General features: G+C 58.2%; 16 protein-coding genes. 7 read left to right on the top strand and 9 right to left on the bottom strand.

The genetic code is table 11. The features are described from left to right. Nucleotides 1-254: 254 nt before the first annotated feature. On the bottom strand, nt 255-872 hold the full coding sequence (locus BJL95_RS09650) for a glutathione S-transferase family protein (RefSeq protein WP_071157494.1): 618 nt from the start codon (nt 870-872) through the stop codon (nt 255-257). Nucleotides 873-1,067: 195 nt separating this feature from the next. Between BJL95_RS09650 and BJL95_RS09645 the strand changes: the two genes are divergently transcribed. Together BJL95_RS09645 and BJL95_RS09640 are read left to right on the top strand one after the other, a co-directional pair. Next, entirely contained in the window at nt 1,068-1,967 is a 900-nt protein-coding gene (locus tag BJL95_RS09645; protein ID WP_071157492.1) for a LysR family transcriptional regulator, read from the top strand. A gap of 818 nt (nt 1,968-2,785) precedes the next feature. Continuing rightward, nucleotides 2,786-4,903, top strand: a complete 2,118-nt coding sequence (locus BJL95_RS09640) for a DUF4238 domain-containing protein (protein WP_071157490.1) — start codon at nt 2,786-2,788, stop codon at nt 4,901-4,903. A 301-nt stretch (nt 4,904-5,204) separates the two neighbouring features. Here the strand turns inward: BJL95_RS09640 and BJL95_RS09635 are convergent, their stop codons facing one another. Then, nucleotides 5,205-5,702, bottom strand: coding sequence for a DUF2442 domain-containing protein (locus BJL95_RS09635; RefSeq protein WP_071157488.1), 498 nt, complete (start codon nt 5,700-5,702; stop codon nt 5,205-5,207). Then, entirely contained in the window at nt 5,699-5,929 is a 231-nt protein-coding gene (locus BJL95_RS09630) for a DUF4160 domain-containing protein (protein WP_071157486.1), read from the bottom strand. Before BJL95_RS09630 ends, BJL95_RS09635 begins: the two co-directional genes overlap by 4 nt. Nucleotides 5,930-6,117: 188 nt before the next feature. On the opposite strand from BJL95_RS09630, the gene BJL95_RS09625 reads away from it, so the two are divergent. From BJL95_RS09625 to BJL95_RS09615, 3 genes are all read left to right on the top strand, one after another. After that, nucleotides 6,118-6,372, top strand: coding sequence for a type II toxin-antitoxin system Phd/YefM family antitoxin (locus tag BJL95_RS09625; RefSeq protein WP_071157484.1), 255 nt, complete (start codon nt 6,118-6,120; stop codon nt 6,370-6,372). Beyond that, nucleotides 6,369-6,797, top strand: a complete 429-nt coding sequence (locus tag BJL95_RS09620; protein WP_175463684.1) for a type II toxin-antitoxin system VapC family toxin — start codon at nt 6,369-6,371, stop codon at nt 6,795-6,797. The genes BJL95_RS09625 and BJL95_RS09620 overlap by 4 nt, the downstream gene beginning before the upstream one ends. A 184-nt stretch (nt 6,798-6,981) precedes the next feature. Further along, a complete protein-coding gene (locus BJL95_RS09615) occupies nt 6,982-7,809 on the top strand; it encodes a spondin domain-containing protein (RefSeq protein ID WP_071157480.1) in 828 nt (275 codons plus the stop codon). Between the two features lie 213 nt (nt 7,810-8,022). Here BJL95_RS09615 and BJL95_RS25110 read toward each other — a convergent pair whose 3' ends face one another. The 6 genes from BJL95_RS25110 to BJL95_RS09585 form a co-directional block, all read right to left on the bottom strand. Further along, nucleotides 8,023-8,670 (bottom strand): hypothetical protein, encoded by a 648-nt coding sequence (locus tag BJL95_RS25110; RefSeq protein ID WP_071157478.1) that lies wholly within the window; start codon nt 8,668-8,670, stop codon nt 8,023-8,025. Then, a complete protein-coding gene (locus BJL95_RS09605) occupies nt 8,640-9,860 on the bottom strand; it encodes a hypothetical protein (RefSeq protein ID WP_139306199.1) in 1,221 nt (406 codons plus the stop codon). Before BJL95_RS09605 ends, BJL95_RS25110 begins: the two co-directional genes overlap by 31 nt. Nucleotides 9,861-9,945: 85 nt before the next feature. Further along, nucleotides 9,946-11,703, bottom strand: coding sequence for an ATP-binding protein (locus BJL95_RS09600; protein WP_071157473.1), 1,758 nt, complete (start codon nt 11,701-11,703; stop codon nt 9,946-9,948). Beyond that, the gene (locus BJL95_RS09595) at nt 11,700-12,422 is read right to left on the bottom strand and encodes a response regulator transcription factor (RefSeq protein ID WP_064027761.1); all 723 of its coding nucleotides are present in this window, start codon (nt 12,420-12,422) and stop codon (nt 11,700-11,702) included. Before BJL95_RS09595 ends, BJL95_RS09600 begins: the two co-directional genes overlap by 4 nt. 104 nt (nt 12,423-12,526) lie before the next feature. Further along, nucleotides 12,527-13,066 carry a peroxiredoxin gene (locus BJL95_RS09590; protein WP_083385861.1) on the bottom strand — a complete coding sequence of 180 codons (540 nt, stop codon included), beginning with the start codon at nt 13,064-13,066 and terminating at the stop codon, nt 12,527-12,529. Further along, a complete protein-coding gene (locus BJL95_RS09585) occupies nt 13,063-13,992 on the bottom strand; it encodes a DMT family transporter (protein ID WP_071157471.1) in 930 nt (309 codons plus the stop codon). The genes BJL95_RS09590 and BJL95_RS09585 overlap by 4 nt, the downstream gene beginning before the upstream one ends. 198 nt (nt 13,993-14,190) lie before the next feature. Between BJL95_RS09585 and BJL95_RS09580 the strand changes: the two genes are divergently transcribed. Next, nucleotides 14,191-15,606 (top strand): PLP-dependent aminotransferase family protein, encoded by a 1,416-nt coding sequence (locus BJL95_RS09580; RefSeq protein ID WP_071157469.1) that lies wholly within the window; start codon nt 14,191-14,193, stop codon nt 15,604-15,606. 208 nt (nt 15,607-15,814) lie between these two features. Further along, nucleotides 15,815-16,906, top strand: a complete 1,092-nt coding sequence (locus BJL95_RS09575; protein ID WP_064027733.1) for a two-component system response regulator — start codon at nt 15,815-15,817, stop codon at nt 16,904-16,906. Nucleotides 16,907-16,913 lie beyond the last annotated feature (7 nt).

The following is a 16,913-nucleotide window of genomic DNA, read 5'->3' as shown; positions in this document are numbered from 1 at the left end:
CGAAGAGTCCGTTCCCTGAGCGGAGCCGAAGAGTCCGTTCCCTGAGCGGAGCCGAAGAGTCCGTTCCCTGAGCGGAGCCGAAGAGTCCGTTCCCTGAGCGGAGCCGAAGAGTCCGTTCCCTGAGCGGAGCCGAAGAGTCCGTTCCCTGAGCGGAGCCGAAGAGTCCGTTCCCTGAGCGGAGCCGAAGGGAACTTAAAACCTCAAGCGGCCAAGCAATAGACTCCGGCCCACTCAAACGGCATGATCAAACCCGATCAAGCCGACGCGCTCGGCCGTTGCCCGACTCGATCCCGCCAGTCGCGCAAGTTCGTGCAAGTTTCCGGAATGCCAATCTGCAGCAGCTCGATCAAGGCCAGACCGGCAAACAACGTGATGTCCGGCATCGTCAACTGTTCGCCCATCACATAACGCCTACCGCGCAGCACGCTGTCGAAATAATGCATGCCCCTGATCGCCACCTGGCGCTGGTATTCGCCCCATTCCTTAATTTGGATCGGCTCCAGCTTGCCCAAACCGGCCGTGGCGTGATGGAAATAATCGCTGGCGGCGTCCAGCACCAAGGCCTCGGCGCGGCGTTGCAGCATATGGATTTGCGCGCGCTGTTGGGCGGTTTCGCCGGTCAAAACCGACGTGCCGGCGCTATGGTCCAGATACTCGGTAATCGCGGTGCACTCGGCGATCGCCGTGCCGTCGTCCAGCACCAACACCGGCACCTTGCCGACCGGATTCAGCTGCAAAAACTCGGGACGTTTATGTTCGCCGTTCGGCACGTCGACCTGAATAAACTCGATACGGTCGGTCAAGCCTTTTTCGGCGGCGGCCATCCGGGCGCGGAGCGGATTGGGGAAGGCGCGGAATTCGTAAATTTTCATAAAAACCTCAGTAATGTAGGGAATGATGGAATCGGGTTGCGGCCGGCCTTTGCCAACCGTGGGGACAGTGTATTGGCTACTTCGAATAAACAGAATACGGACAAATTACAATTCACTATTCCGTTTATCGGAATAAAATAGGCGTTCAAGCGCCGCTTACCGACCCCGGTTCGGACCGATTCAAGGAGGTAGAAGATGGACAAACTGCAAGCGATGACGGTATTCGTCGCGGTTGCCGAGGCGCAAAGCTTTGCCGGCGCCGCCCGGCGTTTGGCGATGTCGCCGCCGGCGGTGACGCGGGCGATAACCGCCTTGGAAGAACGTTTGCAGGTCAAGCTGCTGCAGCGCACCACCCGGCTGGTGCGGGTCACCGATGCCGGCCAGCGTTATCTGGAAGACGCCAAGCGGATCTTGGCCGACGTCGACGAAGCCGACGAAGCCGCCGCCGGCATCAACGCCGAGCCTGCCGGCCACCTAGCCGTGACTGCGCCGGCGCAGTTCGGCAAGTTATACGTGATGCCCGGCATCGTCGATTATCTGCAACGCTACCCGGCGATGAGCGTGACGGCGATGTTCGTCGACCGGGTGGTCAATCTGTTGGAAGAAGGCATGGATGTCGGCATTCGCATCGGCGAATTGCCGGACTCCAGTTTGCGGGCGTTACGCGTCGGCCAAGTGCGGCCGGTCGTGTGCGCGGCGCCGGAATATTTAAAGCGCCACGCAGCCCCCAACCACCCGAGCGAACTGGCCGGCCACGCCCTAATCGCCGCCGGCGGCCTCAGCGCCGGCCCGGACTGGCGCTTCGGCAGCGGCGCGGATGCGCTCAGCGTGCGGGTCCAACCCCGGCTGGTCACGACCACGATAGACGCCGCCATCGAAGCCGCCGTGCTGGGCCTGGGCTTGACTCGCCTGCTGTCCTACCAAATCGCCCCCTACCTCGCCAGCGGCCAACTGCAAACCGTGCTAAACCGCCACGAACCGCCACCGGTCCCGATCCACGTCCTGCATCGCGAAGGCCGCTACGCCTCGGCCAAGGTCAGAAGTTTCGTGGATTTGATTTCGGAGCGCTTGAAACGGGAGGCGAGGTGGTTGTGAGGTTTTACGGGCTGGAATTGTTAATTGAGCGACAGGCAAAATACCTGTAATTTCAGAAAGAATTATCTACTTTTAGATATGGCCGGCTTCGACCCACTGCGGAAGTTCGTGTATTTATCTTGGATGTCGGTTTAAAATTTAAATCAGCCATTCAAATAATAAAAGTTGTAGGGTGGATAAGCGAAGCGCCATCCGCCATAGGAACGCAAATAGGTGGATGGCGCTTCGCTTATCCACCCTACGGCCCTCGTCACGGCACCCGGCAAAGGTTCGGCGTGAAGTTGTTCAATGGCGTTTTTCAAGATAATCTTCCGGCTTATTCAAGATAATTTTTTAGCCATGCTTTCGTAACCCTTTGATATTGTTTGTCAAGACAAGCAATATTAAAGATACAAGACACGCATGCTTGAAGAAAGCCAACAAACATCAGGCAAAGTCGATACGGTCTTTGAAACGGTCAGCTAAGGTAAGCATGACAGCTGGACCCACTATGAACGCCAGCATAACTAACGCTAGTGGTGAAGTTATAAATTAAGGTTGTTCTGCCAAGTTAATGTGTTGCTTGATTGAAAGACCTGAACCCATTTGCGTGCCCGTAGATGCGGTGAGGAGCAAACCGCATCGATCGAGAAAAGAACAAAATAGCAACGGCACCGTTTTCAATCTCCAAGAGCCACGTGATTTGTCGAAGATAGTGGGGAGAGAATGACGCGATCGATGTGATTCGCTTTGTTCACCGCATCGTACGTGCTATTCGCTGTTTTCAAAACGGTCGTGATTTGGCCGCACACTTTTGATTATATTTATTTAAAGAAATTATGTCCGGCCGAAAACAACATTATATACCCCAATGTTTGCTGAAAGGCTTTTCAGCAGAGCGACGTGGTAACAAAGTTCAGGTATGGGTTTTCAAAGCAGGCCAAGCCCCCTATTTGACTAATACAGTTAATGTTGCTGCCGAAAGACACTTCTATTCAGAATTACCATCTGGTGACCAGGAAATAACTCTTGATGATTTGATAACCAATTACGAAAAGTCTTTGGCAAAAGTGTTACAGCAGTTTCGTGATTTGGCAACAAATGAATCAGTAGATTGCGTTCTTGCTGCAGAATTTGTTACTCACCTGACAATTCGTGGAGACTTTTTAAGAAATGTCTTCGGATTAGGGTTTCAGGAGATTATTACTACAACAAGTACATTGGTCTCGGAACCGGAGTCGTTAAGGTCTATGATTGGCCTGGACGACAATCAATCGAACTCAGAATTTTTTAAAGAACTTAGTGAGAATTTAAGAATTTTACGTCAAAATCTATCTTGCGAAATTCCGGAGACACTACTTCAACGAATTGCGCTTTTTTACTCAAGAGAAGAATTTGAAACAATATATGCTCAACGTCTTTCCTGGTTGCCTGACGCTTTAAATGTTTTTGGTTCAAAAATACCGACTTTGGCTCGCGGTAGCCATATACAAGCTCTTGAAAAGAGTCTCGCCCCACAACCAAGAATTGAGACATTGACGCAATTAAATTGGACTGTCATTAAAGTACCTGATGCCAATTTAATATTGCCCGATTGCGTAGCGATATCTGTTGGCGTTTCGGAAAATCGGTGGATTCCTCATGTCCTTGGAAGCGAAGTCGAAAATATTGAACAAGTACTTCTTCCGATAAGTACCAATCAACTTCTAGTTGGCCGTCGAGATCTTAACAGGAGGGTGGAATTTGAAAAATTCAATCGGTTTGCTGCTGCTTGCAGTGCAGAGTTTTTCGTAAGCCCTATTAATACAGCGGCAATTGCGTCTTACGTAGCCGATATAGGTAAAGAATCTAAGCAAAATATCCTGTCCATTGCCCGTAATTCAGTTGAGCAACTGGGTAAAACCTCATGTCTTGAGTCAACGATAGAAATTCCTGGTGAAATAAAAGTCACCAGCGCCAATATTCAAGATAAAACTGGCATTAGCTTCCCAGTTTCTTTTCCTGATTCCGTTGATCGTGAAAGCGCAGAGAAAATAGCGTCAGTTATAGAAGCTATTGTCTGTGAGTTGGCCAAAATTATGCCACTAAACCGAATTGAATCAGTTGTTTTTACAGCTAACTGCCCAGAAATAATTCAAACAATCGATAAACGATTTTTAATATCTCAGCTACTAGAGCCAATTGAAGAAGAGCATAGCGTTGGATTGGCTACCGCTCATGTAATGATAATTGATGAAAAAGTTATGTCATCTATAATTTCCTCTTCTTGGCTGGGACAAGCATTACTTAATCCAGAAAATGAAGATTTATTCCAAACAGCGTTGCATGTGCTTGTAACGTTATTAGCTGGCATTTCATTCATTGAATTAGTAGACACTACTCTGCCAGATTCTCTTATAAAGCCACTGGAAGATCGTTGGAGCGGGATTCTTTTTAAACATATTTATAATGCATGCAGCTCCTATTTTTGTGCCCGCACTTCCGCAGGATGTAAGCCAAATAAGGAAGATTGGTATAGAGATCAAGTGATTATTGCATTCAGACACGCCAAGGAAGTTATTCCAAATGCGCGTTTATCCTACAGACATGATGGTGATCTGGATTCGTTTTTAGAGTTTGCTATTAAAAATATTGGAGATGCTTTAAGCTGCGCGGCATCGTTAATTGGTCATTGTGACGGTCTTGGGAAATCATTTTTTGGCGACGAAGAACAAGTAACCAAAATCCTTGATGAATTGGGATTGAAAAAATGGATTTATGTATATCAGCGGGATTTGGAAAAGATATTTTCCAAGCAAGGCAAATGGACTGACATTTCGGAATTAACCGCTCTTAATATCCATGTTGAAAGATTGCTTTGGCAGTTTTCGGTTTTTCCTTGGCTAATGGATACAGGGCAAATTAAAGTTGAAATACCACTTGCCGTTGACATGGAAGATTTGCAAAAAACCGCATAGGTACCCAGTTAACGCAATTCATGCAAACCTGGATGGGCACGGTGTTTGTGCCCACGTGGCATAAAAAGGCGGGCAACACTGGAGCCTATTCGAAATTATTCGACCAACCTGCCCGTTTCTTGCTAAACAATCAACCTAAAAACGGCAGTTGGCGTGTATTGCGGGCCGTTCGTGCTGAGCAACGTCGAAGCATGGACGGCTCGCAATACACTCACCAAACGGGTGAATGAAAAATCCCGCGCGCCCTTCGACAAGCTCAGGACGAACGGAATTTTTCATCGCCAAACTGCTCTTTTTAGGATCAAGCATGCAACGCCGCGTATTCCTTAACCGAAGGAATATGTTGCGGCAAAGTTGACCCGGTTGGGCGTACGGCTTCCCAGCCCAGGCAGGCCAGCCAGATCGCGCGGGGAATCGGTTTCTCGCCGTCGCGGTAATAAATCAGCATGCGGCGGGAAATACCCAAAGCCTCGGCGGCTTGCTCCAGCGTGAGTCCGGTGTCGTGTAGCCAATGCCGGATGCGTTCGTGGCCGATGCCGCCGGACTGCTCGACCGCCAGATTGCGCAGATTATCGGCGGCCAGATCGAGTTCGTCTTCGATCCAATCAACCGTCCGTCCCGCGAAACCTATTTTGGCTTGCGCAAATAAGTCCCGATCTTTCAGCGGACTTAGCGCTTCGGTTTCGGTGATCCAAGCGTTCAAATCGACCTCGAAGCTTTGGCCGTCGGCGTAACGCAAGCGTAGCTTGTATTCGGTTAACGGCTCGACCTTGGTCAGTTGAAAATGGTCTTTACTCATCGTTGCAATTCCTCAAATAGCTTGGTCAGCTTGTCGCGATTGGCTCTTGCCCACACCAATACTTCGGACAATTCCCGCAGCGCAATTTTGCCGTGGATGATTTCCAGAGTGTCGATTTTGACCCAAGCCTCGCGCCCGTCGTTCATCAAGACGTGGAAATGCGGCGGCGGATGGTCTTTGGCGTTGACCCGAACCCGGCAAAAACTAAAACGTTGAACGACTGGCATGGCTAGGGATTGTGATGCAATCGTTGCATGCTTTCAAGCCGCGTATACCTTGCGTACCATTTTCCAATTCAATTTGAATCCCCACACCCCGCTAAGCCGACCCAATTGTCCAGCGCGCGGCGGCAAAAAGCTGGTGCCCTTTGCTCGCTTGTAGTAATGTTCATACATTGCAAATAGAGGGTGTCGCCATGGCTATTACGACCATCTCCAGCCGAGAGCTGAATCAGGATGTTACCCGCGCGAAGAAGGCGGCCAAGAATGGCCCGGTATTCATCACGGATCGAGGCAAGCCGGCTCACGTGTTGTTGAGCATCGAGGAATACCAGCGGCTGACAAGGCAGCGCCGCAACATTGCCGATTCGCTGGCTATGCCGGACAACACGGACATCGAGTTCGAACCGCAGCCTTTGACGGTGGGGGCCCGGCCGGCTGATTTCGGATGATGTATGTTCTCGACACCAACGTGGTTTCCGAATTGCGGAAAGTCCGGATTGGCAAGGCGGATGCGAATGTGGCGGCATGGGCCGACAGCGTCGATGCCGCCGACTTGTTCTTGTCGGTTATCACCGTGATGGAATTGGAGTTTGGCGTTTTGTCGATCGAGCGCAAGGACGCCGGCCAAGGCGCGGTGTTGCGGGCATGGCTGGAACAGCAGGTCTTGCCGGAGTTCTCCGAACGGACTCTGCCGATCAATACAGCGGTTGCACTGCGTTGCGCCAAGCTCCATGTGCCCGACAAACGCAGCGAGCGGGATGCGCTGATCGCGGCGACGGCGCTGGTGCATGGTATGGCGCTGGTCACCCGCAACGTGGCCGACTTCCAGGCTACGGGCGTGACCATCCTCAATCCGTGGGAGGTCATGCAGTGACTGCCCCGGTGGGCACGGTGTTTGTGTTCACGCGAATTGAAACGGTGGGCAATTTGCCCACCCTACGACTGGCTGACTGACAGCCCCACATCTCACGCCCATTTGACCTCCCCGTGAAGATTTCGTGATGTTTCCGATTGCACAATGGCCGCGCCATTTGGCATTCACATTAAGGAGAATCACGATGCAGAAAAACCACGCTTTTGCGCTGTCGGCGCTGTTGTTGGCGGCCGGCGCCGCTCCGTTGAGTTCGGCCGAGGCGGCTCAAGTCACGCTGAGTTTCAGCAATCTGTCCGCCGCCAACGGGCCGGCCTTGAGTCCGTTTTTCATCGCCTTGCACGACGGTACCTTCGACGCGTTCGATGTCGGCACCACGGCGTCGTCGGCCATCGAAGCGATTGCCGAGTTAGGCAGCGGCGCCGGCTTGTCGTCGGCGTTCGCGGCCAGCGGCGCGGCGGCGGCCGGCGGTACCAGCGCGACGGTGACCGCGTCGGTCAACGCCTTCGGCCCAGGCATTTTCCTGCCCGGCGCCAAAGGCAGCGTCACCCTGGACCTAGACCCGGTTAAAAACCGCTACCTGAGTTATTTCGCGATGGTGGTGCCGTCCAACGACCGTTTCGTCGGCAACGACTCGCCGACCGAAATCGAATTGTTCGACGCCCAAGGCCATTTCACCGGCGGCACCTTCGTCGAGAACGGCAGCAGCATTTGGGACGCCGGCACCGAACTGGACGGCACCACCGGCGCGGCTTTCCTGGCCGGTTCCAATGCCTTGGACAGTCCGGCACAAAACGGCACGATTCAGGCCAACCACGACTTTGCGGTCTACGCCGGTCTGGCGACCGCGGCCGGTTACAACTTTACCGACCTGCCCGGCGCCAATACGCCGCTGCTGCAAATCAGCGCGGTGTCGCAAGTGCCGGTACCGGCGGCGGCTTGGTTGTTCGGCAGCGTGTTGCCGTTGTTCGGCTGGTTGCGGCGGCGGGCGCCTGCGTCGGCTTTGCCGGCTTGAGGCGGTCGGCTTAACTCGGTGGAGTACAAATCTAGATTTGTACTCCGATCGGCGCCCGGCTCTAGCCGAGTCGTTCTATCGCTGATGTCTAGCGACTGGCTTTAATTTTTCGGACTCGGTGGCGAAATGGCGCATTCCCCCTGACCCATTTCGCCGCTGCCCACGTCCGGTTTGGAGTGCAAATCTGGATTTGTACTCCGGTTTCGCACCGCGTCAAAACCCGTCGCCGTAACCTTGATTTTGCAAACTGGCCGGCGGCTTGCCGGTGGGGAAGCGGGTTTTTAATTCCACCGTCAGCGTCAGTTCGGCGGCCGGTACGCTGACGATTTGCTCAGCCGCTTGTTCCAACGCGTCAGGGTGCCAGAAGCTCAAGCGGTAGCGGCCGTCCGGCAAATCCAGCGTCCAGCGGCCCTCGGCGTCGGTAACCGTCAGATAATCCGCGTCGCTGACGTAGACATACCCCAACATCCAGTCGTGAATATTGCAACCCAGCGCGACGATACCGGGGCGGTCGAACAGTACCGGTTCGCGCGGCACGCCGCTATAGAGCTTGATCTCGAAACGCTTGGCCGCGGAAAACGAATAGACGTGGTGCTTGATCGCGTCGCTGTTCGGAAAATACACCGGCGTGCCGCTGCGCACCGCCAACACGTGCGGGACGAATTCGCGGCTTTTCTGATCCAGCGCCATCGCCGCCGGTGCCGGCGGATCGTTGACCCGGCCGGCGGCGTCCAAGGCTTGGGCCGCGACCACCATATCGGCCAACGGCCTGCCGCCGGCCAAGGCTTTCCCCGCCAATTCCGCGGCCGGCGCGACCGCGGCCCAGGCCGTTAAAAAAACAGCCGGTAAGCGACTTGCCACAGTGTGTCCTCCTGATAAGCGGCTTCGCCGCGTTCCTGCCGCGCCGGGCGGGCGCTGAAAATGCGGCTGAATTCGACATTCAATTGATGGTGCTGGGCAAAGGTCAGGTTGTAATTCACGGTCCAGGCTTGACCGTGTTCGCCGTTGCGGTCTTGCGGCAGGTAATCGCGTTCGTCGCTGCCGAAACGTTCGTAGCGCACGCTGAAACGGCCGTCGCCCAGCGGCCGGCTCAACAGCCAGCTTGCCGACCAAAAGCCGACGTCGACCGCGCGCAAGTCGCCGAGCAATTCGCCCATGCTGGTTCGCCCGGTCATTGCTTGCGAAATCAGCGTGGTTTCCCAGGGCAATTCGGCTTTGGCGCCCAAACTCCAGAAGCGGGTGTGCCAGCCGTATTGGCCGGCGGACAGCGCGGCCGGATCGGCGTTGTTGTCGTAATACAGCGCGCGTAGCGTGTAGCGTTGCGGCCGTTCGGCGGCGATCCCGGCGTAAAAGCCGGGGCGGCCGTCCACTTCGACGAAGGTCTGGCTGGCATTGGCCTGCTTCGGAAACAAGGCCGGTATGGCGATGCCGTCCGGCAGACGCAGGCGGCCGGTCAAGGTCGATTCGAAGTCGTGCAAACTCCAGCCGCGCCAGGCCAGCATCAGGCCGGCGGTATCGTTGTTGGCCAGGCCGGCGCCGAACACGCCGAATTTATCGCCGGCTTCGGTTTGGTAATCCACCCGCAGCTCGCCGCCGAACGCGCGCAATTCCTCGCCAACCCAGGCGTTGATCGTCGACGAGCTCAAGGTGTACGGGCTGCTCCAGGCGGTGCCGGTGTTTTCTAAAGAAATCGGCGGAAAGAACATGCCCAGCCGGCCGGCCAAACGCCAACCGGCGGCGCCGACCGGCCGGTAGGCCAGATAGGCTTCGGTCAAATCCAGCGGTGTCGATTGACGGTCGGCGTATTTGACGGTGGCGTTGAGCATCCAATCCCAGTCCAACCGCACCTGCAAGGTGGCGGCGGCTTCGTTGACCCGCCAGCGGTCGCGCTCGCCGCCGGCGCGCAGCTTGCCCAGGCCGTGTTCCAGCTCGCCCGGCGCGGCATCGCTGTGTTGGTAGCGCAGGTCCAGCAGGCCGTGCCAAGTCACTTCCGGAAATTGGCCGTCGGCGGCTGCGCTGGCTGGTGACAGCAAGCCGGATATAGTCAGCAACGCTACCGAAAATCCGCGGCAAACCCAAATCGCGGACTCCGGCCTCAACGGGAACGACGTTGGCGGTCTGCTGAGCATGGTTCGGTTACCGGCTGCCGCCGGCCGCGCGCGCCGAATCGGCCAGCGGCAAGTCGAAACGAAATTCGCTGCCGACGCCGAGGGTACTTTCCACTTGCAAGCGGCCGCCGTGCAGCTGGGCGATCTTGCCGACCACGATCAGCCCGAAACCGCCGCCGTCGGCGCGGGCGCGGCGGGCCAGCGGCGAGTCCCAATCGCACAAAGTCGGCAGATATTCCGGAGAGATACCGATGCCGGTATCGCCGACCGCCACCGCCACTCGGCCGCGCGCCGGCCAAGCGTCCAGCCGGACTCGGCCGCCTTTCGGCGTGTGGCGCAAGGCGTTGTCGATCAGATTGGTCAGCAGGCGCTCGATCAGGCCGATGTCGGCGGCGACGATAGGCAAATCCGGGCGAAGTTCGGCTTGCAAGGCCACGCCGCGCTGCTCGGCTTGCAAGCGGTATTTTTGGGCGACGTCCTGCAGCAATTCGGCCAAGTTGAAGGGCTCGGGATTCAGACTGGCGTCGTCGCATTCCAGTTTGGCCAGCTCGAACAACTCTTGCGCCAAGCGGCTGACTTTTTCGGTCTGACGCAACGCGGTATCCAGAAAATGTTGCTGCTCGTCGGACGGCAGGGTATCGGCCTTGCGCTGCATGGTCTCCAGAAAGCCGCGCAACGCGGCCAACGGCGTGCGCAAATCGTGCGATACCGAGGCCACCAGCTCGCGGCGTTCCTGGTCTTTCTGACGCAGTTCGCCCAGTTGGCCGGCCAGTTGCGCGGCGCGGACGAAGGTATCGGCCAGTCGGCCTAATTCGTCGCTGCGTCCGGCCAGCGGCGAGGCGGCAAAATCGCCGTTGACCGCCCGTTCGCCGGCGCCGGCTAGCGCGCGCAGCGGCCGCGACAGATTGCGGGCGATGACCACGCTGCCGAACAGCGTCGCCAACAGGCCGAGCAACAACACCCCGGCCGCCAGTAACAGCATATGGCGGTAGCCGGCGAAGGCGTCGGTGAATTTGATTTGCAGCAACGCGACGATGCCTTCCGCGCGGCCGGCCGCCGGCAAAGCCAGTACCCGGCCGAGATAACGGCCTTGACCGGTATCGACCGTGGCGGTCAGCGCCCGGTCGGCCGGGTTGTTCAGCAAAGCCAGGGCCGCCTCCGGGGCCGAACCGGCCAGCAGGCGGTTGCCGTTGGCACTGAGTTCGGCCAGACCGATATGCAGCGGCAACAGCGAGTTTTGCCGAAACCGGGCGATGCGCTGTTCGTCGACGGCCTGCGCCACCGCCACCCAGCCCATCGGCAACGGCGCCAGGACCGGCACCAGCGCCCATTCCTGCAGGCGATCGTTCAGCAGGCCGAACCAGACCAGCGGGCGGTCGGCGTCCGCCTCCGCCAAGGTTTGCGCATACGGAAACGTTCGGCCTTGCCATAGTCCGGCGCTATCGGCGACGACGTTGAATTGCGGGTCGATAAACATGCCGCGCTGGGCGCGGACCCGCAACAGCAGATTTTCCAGCGCCGAGGCGATGGTGGCCGGGTCGCCGCCGGTCACGGTACTGCGAAACCCAAAATCGGCGACCAGCAAGCCGGTCTCGCCGGCGACCCGTTCGGCGCGTTCGACCAGCAGTTGTCGAAAGGCTTGCTCGGCGTAGCGTAAGTCCTGGTCGAGTTGGCGCAGCAGATTGTCGCGCACCGCCACATAGATGCACACCACCGTCAGCGCCTGCACCGCGACGAACAGCGCGGCGAACAACAGCGCGATACGGCTTTGGAAGCTCAGCGTCATGCGCCGGGATCGTCCGCTCCGGCGAACTTGTAGCCGACGCCCCATACCGTCAGGATGCGCGCCGGTTTGGCCGGATCGGCTTCGATTTTGGCCCGCAAGCGGTTGATGTGGGAGTTGACGGTGTGTTCGTAGCCGTCGTGGTTGTAGCCCCAAACCTGATTCAGCAGTTCCAGCCGGGTGAACATGCGGCCGGGATGGCGGGCGAAGAAGTGCAGCAAGTCGAATTCGCGCGCGGTCAGGGCTACCGGTTGACCGTCCAACGCCACCGCGCGGCTTTGCGCATCGATCCGCAAACCGCCGGCGATCAGAACAGCATCGGCCGGTTCGGCGGCCGGTTGGCTCAACGCCGCCACCCGCCGCAACAGCGCGCGGACTCTGGCGACTACTTCGGCCAGCGCGAACGGCTTGGCGATGTAATCGTCGGCACCCATTTCCAGACCGACCACGCGTTGGATGTCGCTGGATTTGGAACTGACGATGATGATCGGCGTATACACCGGCCCGGCTCGCACCCGCCGGCAAATTTCCAAGCCGTCGACGCCGGGCAGCATCACGTCCAGCAACAGCAAGTCGTAGCGATTGCCGGCGATCGCCGCCAGCGCGGCATCGCCGTCGCCGACGGCATCCACCCGATAACCTTCGTCGCGCAGATTGTCGGCCAGCAGGCCGGCAATGTCGGGATCGTCTTCGACCAGCAGCAGGTGTTTGGTTTTAAGCATCGACGGCAGGATGTTTAAAAAACGCCGATTATCGGCCAATCCAGGCCGCGACGCCATTCACGAAACACTCACCGCTCCGTGATAACTCCGTGAGATTTGGTTGTTTAAGGTCCGGCTTGCAATTTTTGCAATACATCGGCCACCCGTTGCGCGTCCAAGGCCGGATCGACATCGTCGTCGATGCGCCGGACGATCAGTTCCGGATCGAGTATGAATGTGCGGCGCTTGGCCATCGTCAGCACCGGCATTTTTACGCCGTAGGCGTCGGTGGTCAGCGCATCGACGTCGGCAAGCAGCGTGAAATTCAAGCGATGCTCGCGGTGAAACGCCTGCAAAGCGGCAACGCTATCGGTACTGATCCCAAATACCTCGGCATTTTGGCGGCGAATGACGTCAATGGCATCTCGGAACGCACAGGCCTGGGTGGTGCAGCCAGGCGTGCCGGCCTTGGGGTAGAAATACAATACGGTCCAGCCCTTACCGCGCCGCTCCGACAAATCGAATGCGCCGCCGTCGTGGGTAGGCAAGCGAAACAGTGGCGCCGGACCGCCGAGAGTGGGCGGATCGGCCCAACTCGGCGACGCGAACGGCAGCCAAGTCAAAAACAAAGCCAAGCGTTTTAACATCGGCGAATATTTATTCATGGCGACCTCGCGTCAGAGTGTGAAAGGGCCGGAACGCGCAAGCGGCGCGGCTCGCGCCGGCCCAAGATCACGCAAACCAACACGATGGAAGCGGCGATCATTTGCGAGCGGCCCACCGCTTCGCCCAGGATCAGCGCCGCGCCGGCCAGCGTCAGGAACGGCTGCAACAATTGCAGTTGACCGATCCGGGCAATGCCGCCCATCGCCAAACCTTTATACCACGCGAAAAAGGCCAGATACATGCTGACGAGACTGACGTAAGCGAAACCGCCCAGACTTGTCCATCCGACCGCCGCCCAATGCGCCGGCGCGGCCAGCCAGACCGCCGGTAACAAACACGGCGCCGCCAACAGCAAAGCCCAACTGATGGTCTGCCAAGCGCCCAGCTCGCGCGACATCCGCGCCCCCTCGGCGTAGCCGAAACCAACCAAGGCCACCGCCCCGAGCAGCAGCCAATCGGCCCGGCTAAGCCCGCCCCCGCCTATCCACCAGCAAAAACCGACGATCGTCGCGCCGCCAATCAGGGTGGCCGTCCAATACAGGATGCCGGGACGCTCGCCGGCCAGCCAAGCCGCGCAGAGCGCGGTCGCCAACGGTGCCAGACCGACGATGACCGCGGCATGCGCGGCGGCGGCGGTATGCAAGGCCAACGTCGAGAGCAGCGGAAAACCGACAACCACGCCCGCCGCGACCAGGGCCAATCGTCCGCATTGGCGTAGGGAAGGCCGGGGCGCTTTCGCCCACCAAAGCACGACGGCCGCCAGCCCGGCGGCGACCACGGCTCGGCCCAGGCCGACGAAGACCGGGTCCAGGTCCGCGACAGCCAGCCGGGTGGCCGGCAAGGTTAAACTGAAACCCAGGATGCCGAGCATCCCGAAGCACGCGGCACGCCCGTCGGCACCGCGCGGTTGATTCGGTAGATTCATGATGGTTTCTCATAGGTTGGCGAAACGTCGAATCGTCGGCGAATCGGACCCGCAAGCCCTACCGACAATTGACGCGCTTATGCTAGCCGACTCAATCAAAACCGATACAGACCCAAAAGTGTTAAATTTAACCCGTACAGAATCCGCAAACGCTTGTCTGTATTCGTCACCGCCACCCACAACTGTAACGGTCGCCCAATGTCATTGCTATACCAGGAAATCGCCGAACGTCTCGCCAGCGCCATTGCCTTGGGGGTTTACCGACCCGGCGAACGCTTGCCCAGCGTGCGGCAATTGGCCGAAACTCAACAGGTTAGCGCCGCGACGGCGGTGCAGGCCTTGCGTTACTTGGAAGACCTCGGCCGGATCGAAGCCAGACCGAGATCCGGTTATTATGTGCGTCCGGCCGCGCCGGCGACCAAATTGTCGGAACCGGCGGAGTCCGGACCGGTGCTGCAACCGTCGCCGGTCAGCGGCCAGGAATTGGTGCTGCGTTTAGCCAAAGCCGCCGCCGAGCGCCGCACCGTACCCTTCGGCGCCGCGGTCCCGGCGCCGTCTTTTCTGCCGGTCCTTAGAATCGAACGCGCCCTGGCCGGTTGCGCCCGCCGCCATCGCAACCGGATCGCCGGCTACGAACTGGCGCAAGGCAATCCGGAACTCCGCAGACAGATTGCCCGGCGCATGCTGGAAGCCGGCTGCGCGCTGGCGGCGGACGACATCGTCGTGACCAACGGCTGCCAAGAAGCCATCGCGCTGGCCTTGCGAGCCGTCACCCAAACCGGCGACATTGTCGCGATCGAGTCGCCAACCTTTTACGGTCAATTTCAAGTCATCGAAGCCCTGGGTTTGAAAGCTATCGAAATTCCCACCCACCCGCGCGACGGCATATCCCTGGAAGCGCTGCAACTGGCCTGCGAGCAATGGCCGGTGAAGGCCTGTTTGGTGGTACCCAACTACAGCAACCCGCTCGGCTTTTTAATGAGCGAATCGCGTAAGCGCGAACTGTTGGGTCTGGCCGAGCGGCATCGGTTCGCGCTGATAGAAGACGATGTCTACGGCGATTTAGGTCATGGCGCGAAGCGGCCGCCGGTCATCAAGGCCTGGGACGACGACGGCCGGGTGCTGCATTGTTCGTCGTTTTCCAAATCCTTGTCGCCCGGCCTGAGGATTGGTTGGATCGCGCCGGGACGCTATTTAAAGTCAGTCGAATACCTGAAATACACCGCCAATCTGGCAACGCCGTCGTTGACGCAATTGGCGGTCGCCGAATTGCTGGCCGACGGCGGTTTCGAACGCGGCCTGCGCCAATCCCGGCGCCGCTATGCCGAGGCGGTCGCGAGAATGACCGCCGCCATCGTCCGATATTTTCCGGCCGCCACCAAACTGACTCAACCGGCCGGCGGCTTCGTCCTGTGGCTGGAATTGCCCGACGCGGTCGACGCATTACTGTTGGCGCGGCGGGCCTTGACCGAGGGCATCAGTATCGCTCCCGGTCCGGTGTTTTCGGCGACCGGTAAGTACCGCAACTTCATCCGAATTAACTGTGCCTGCGACTGGGATCGGAACATCGAACGCGCGGTCGAGAAATTGGGGCGCTTGGTCGCCGCCGCCTGAGCCTATCCAATCCCGCGATCGAAGCGGTCGAGCCCGGCCGACCTAAGCGGTTTCCAGTATTCGGCGACCTAGCCCAGGAGTTTGATTGCGCTCACAGTTTTGCCGGGACCGGCTCGGAAAAATCGTGATAGAGTTCCCAGCGTGATTCACCGACGGCGCAACGCATTGTCGATTGCAAACATTAAAAATTAAGGAGTATCCGCAACCGATGCTCAGAAAAACAGTATTGATCGTCGACGACGCGCCCGAAAACCTAACGGTCCTTAGCGAATTGCTGGCGCCGTTGTACCGGGTACTCGTCGCCAATTCCGGCCGAAAGGCTCTTTCCATCGCCGGCACCCGGCCTCGTCCCGATTTGGTGCTGCTGGATGTGATGATGCCGGACATGGACGGTTACCAAGTCTTCGAACAACTACGCGGACAACCGCAAACCGCCGACATTCCGGTCATTTTCGTCACCGCGATGGATAGTGCCGAAGCCGAATTGCAAGGCCTGGACGCGGGCGCGGTCGATTACATCACCAAACCGATCACCGCGCCTATCTTGCTGGCCAGAGTACGCAACCAACTCGAACTGAAACAGTCCCGCGATTGGCTGCGCATCCGCAACAATCGGCTGGAGTCGGAAATCGCCAGACGCATGAGCGAAAACGAAGCCATTCAAGACGTCAGCATCCGGGCACTGGCCCGATTGGCCGAAATCCGCGACACCGAGACCGGCAACCACATCCTGCGCACTCAATGCTATGTGCGGACACTGGCCGAAAAGCTGACGGCCAATCCCCGCTTCTCCGCGCTGTTGACCGACGACTACATCAAACTATTGGCCCAGTCCGCGCCGTTGCACGATATCGGTAAGGTCGGCATTCCCGACGCGATCTTACGCAAGCCCGGTCCGTTGGACGCTCAGGAATGGCGCATCATGAAAACCCACGCCAAACTGGGCAGCGACGCGATCGAATTGGCCGAACGCGAAGGCGCCGGTCCGGTGGCCTTTTTGAATCTGGCCAAGGAAATCGCGCATTGGCACCACGAAAAATGGGACGGCAGCGGCTATCCTGACGGCTTGAGCGGCGACGCCATTCCGTTGTCGGCGCGGATCATGGCCTTGGCCGACGTATTCGACGCGCTGATTTCCCGGCGGGTTTACAAGGAAGCGCTAGCCCTTACCGAGGTCCGGCGCATTATCGAAGAAGGCAAGGGCCGGCATTTCGACCCCGATCTGGTCGAGGCGTTTTTCGGCGATTTCGACGCGTTCCGCGCGATCGCCGACACCTACCGCGACGATGCCAACCCTTAAACCACTC

This window comes from Methylomonas sp. LWB (assembly GCF_001856095.1).
Lineage (GTDB): Bacteria > Pseudomonadota > Gammaproteobacteria > Methylococcales > Methylomonadaceae > Methylomonas > Methylomonas koyamae_A.
The sequence above is the reverse complement of the archived record's forward strand: the minus strand, read 5'-3'. Positions and strand labels throughout refer to the sequence as shown.

Bases quoted from the DNA above. Each gene is read 5' to 3' on its own strand.
- BJL95_RS09650 (WP_071157494.1), bottom strand. From the start codon at position 872: ATGAAAATTTACGAATTCCGCGCCTTCCCCAATCCGCTCCGCGCCCGG.
- BJL95_RS09645 (WP_071157492.1), top strand. From the start codon at position 1,068: ATGGACAAACTGCAAGCGATGACGGTATTCGTCGCGGTTGCCGAGGCG.
- BJL95_RS09640 (WP_071157490.1), top strand. From the start codon at position 2,786: ATGTCCGGCCGAAAACAACATTATATACCCCAATGTTTGCTGAAAGGC.
- BJL95_RS09635 (WP_071157488.1), bottom strand. From the start codon at position 5,702: ATGAGTAAAGACCATTTTCAACTGACCAAGGTCGAGCCGTTAACCGAA.
- BJL95_RS09630 (WP_071157486.1), bottom strand. From the start codon at position 5,929: ATGCCAGTCGTTCAACGTTTTAGTTTTTGCCGGGTTCGGGTCAACGCC.
- BJL95_RS09625 (WP_071157484.1), top strand. From the start codon at position 6,118: ATGGCTATTACGACCATCTCCAGCCGAGAGCTGAATCAGGATGTTACC.
- BJL95_RS09620 (WP_175463684.1), top strand. From the start codon at position 6,369: ATGATGTATGTTCTCGACACCAACGTGGTTTCCGAATTGCGGAAAGTC.
- BJL95_RS09615 (WP_071157480.1), top strand. From the start codon at position 6,982: ATGCAGAAAAACCACGCTTTTGCGCTGTCGGCGCTGTTGTTGGCGGCC.
- BJL95_RS09600 (WP_071157473.1), bottom strand. From the start codon at position 11,703: ATGACGCTGAGCTTCCAAAGCCGTATCGCGCTGTTGTTCGCCGCGCTG.
- BJL95_RS09595 (WP_064027761.1), bottom strand. From the start codon at position 12,422: ATGCTTAAAACCAAACACCTGCTGCTGGTCGAAGACGATCCCGACATT.
- BJL95_RS09590 (WP_083385861.1), bottom strand. From the start codon at position 13,066: ATGAATAAATATTCGCCGATGTTAAAACGCTTGGCTTTGTTTTTGACT.
- BJL95_RS09585 (WP_071157471.1), bottom strand. From the start codon at position 13,992: ATGAATCTACCGAATCAACCGCGCGGTGCCGACGGGCGTGCCGCGTGC.
- BJL95_RS09580 (WP_071157469.1), top strand. From the start codon at position 14,191: ATGTCATTGCTATACCAGGAAATCGCCGAACGTCTCGCCAGCGCCATT.
- BJL95_RS09575 (WP_064027733.1), top strand. From the start codon at position 15,815: ATGCTCAGAAAAACAGTATTGATCGTCGACGACGCGCCCGAAAACCTA.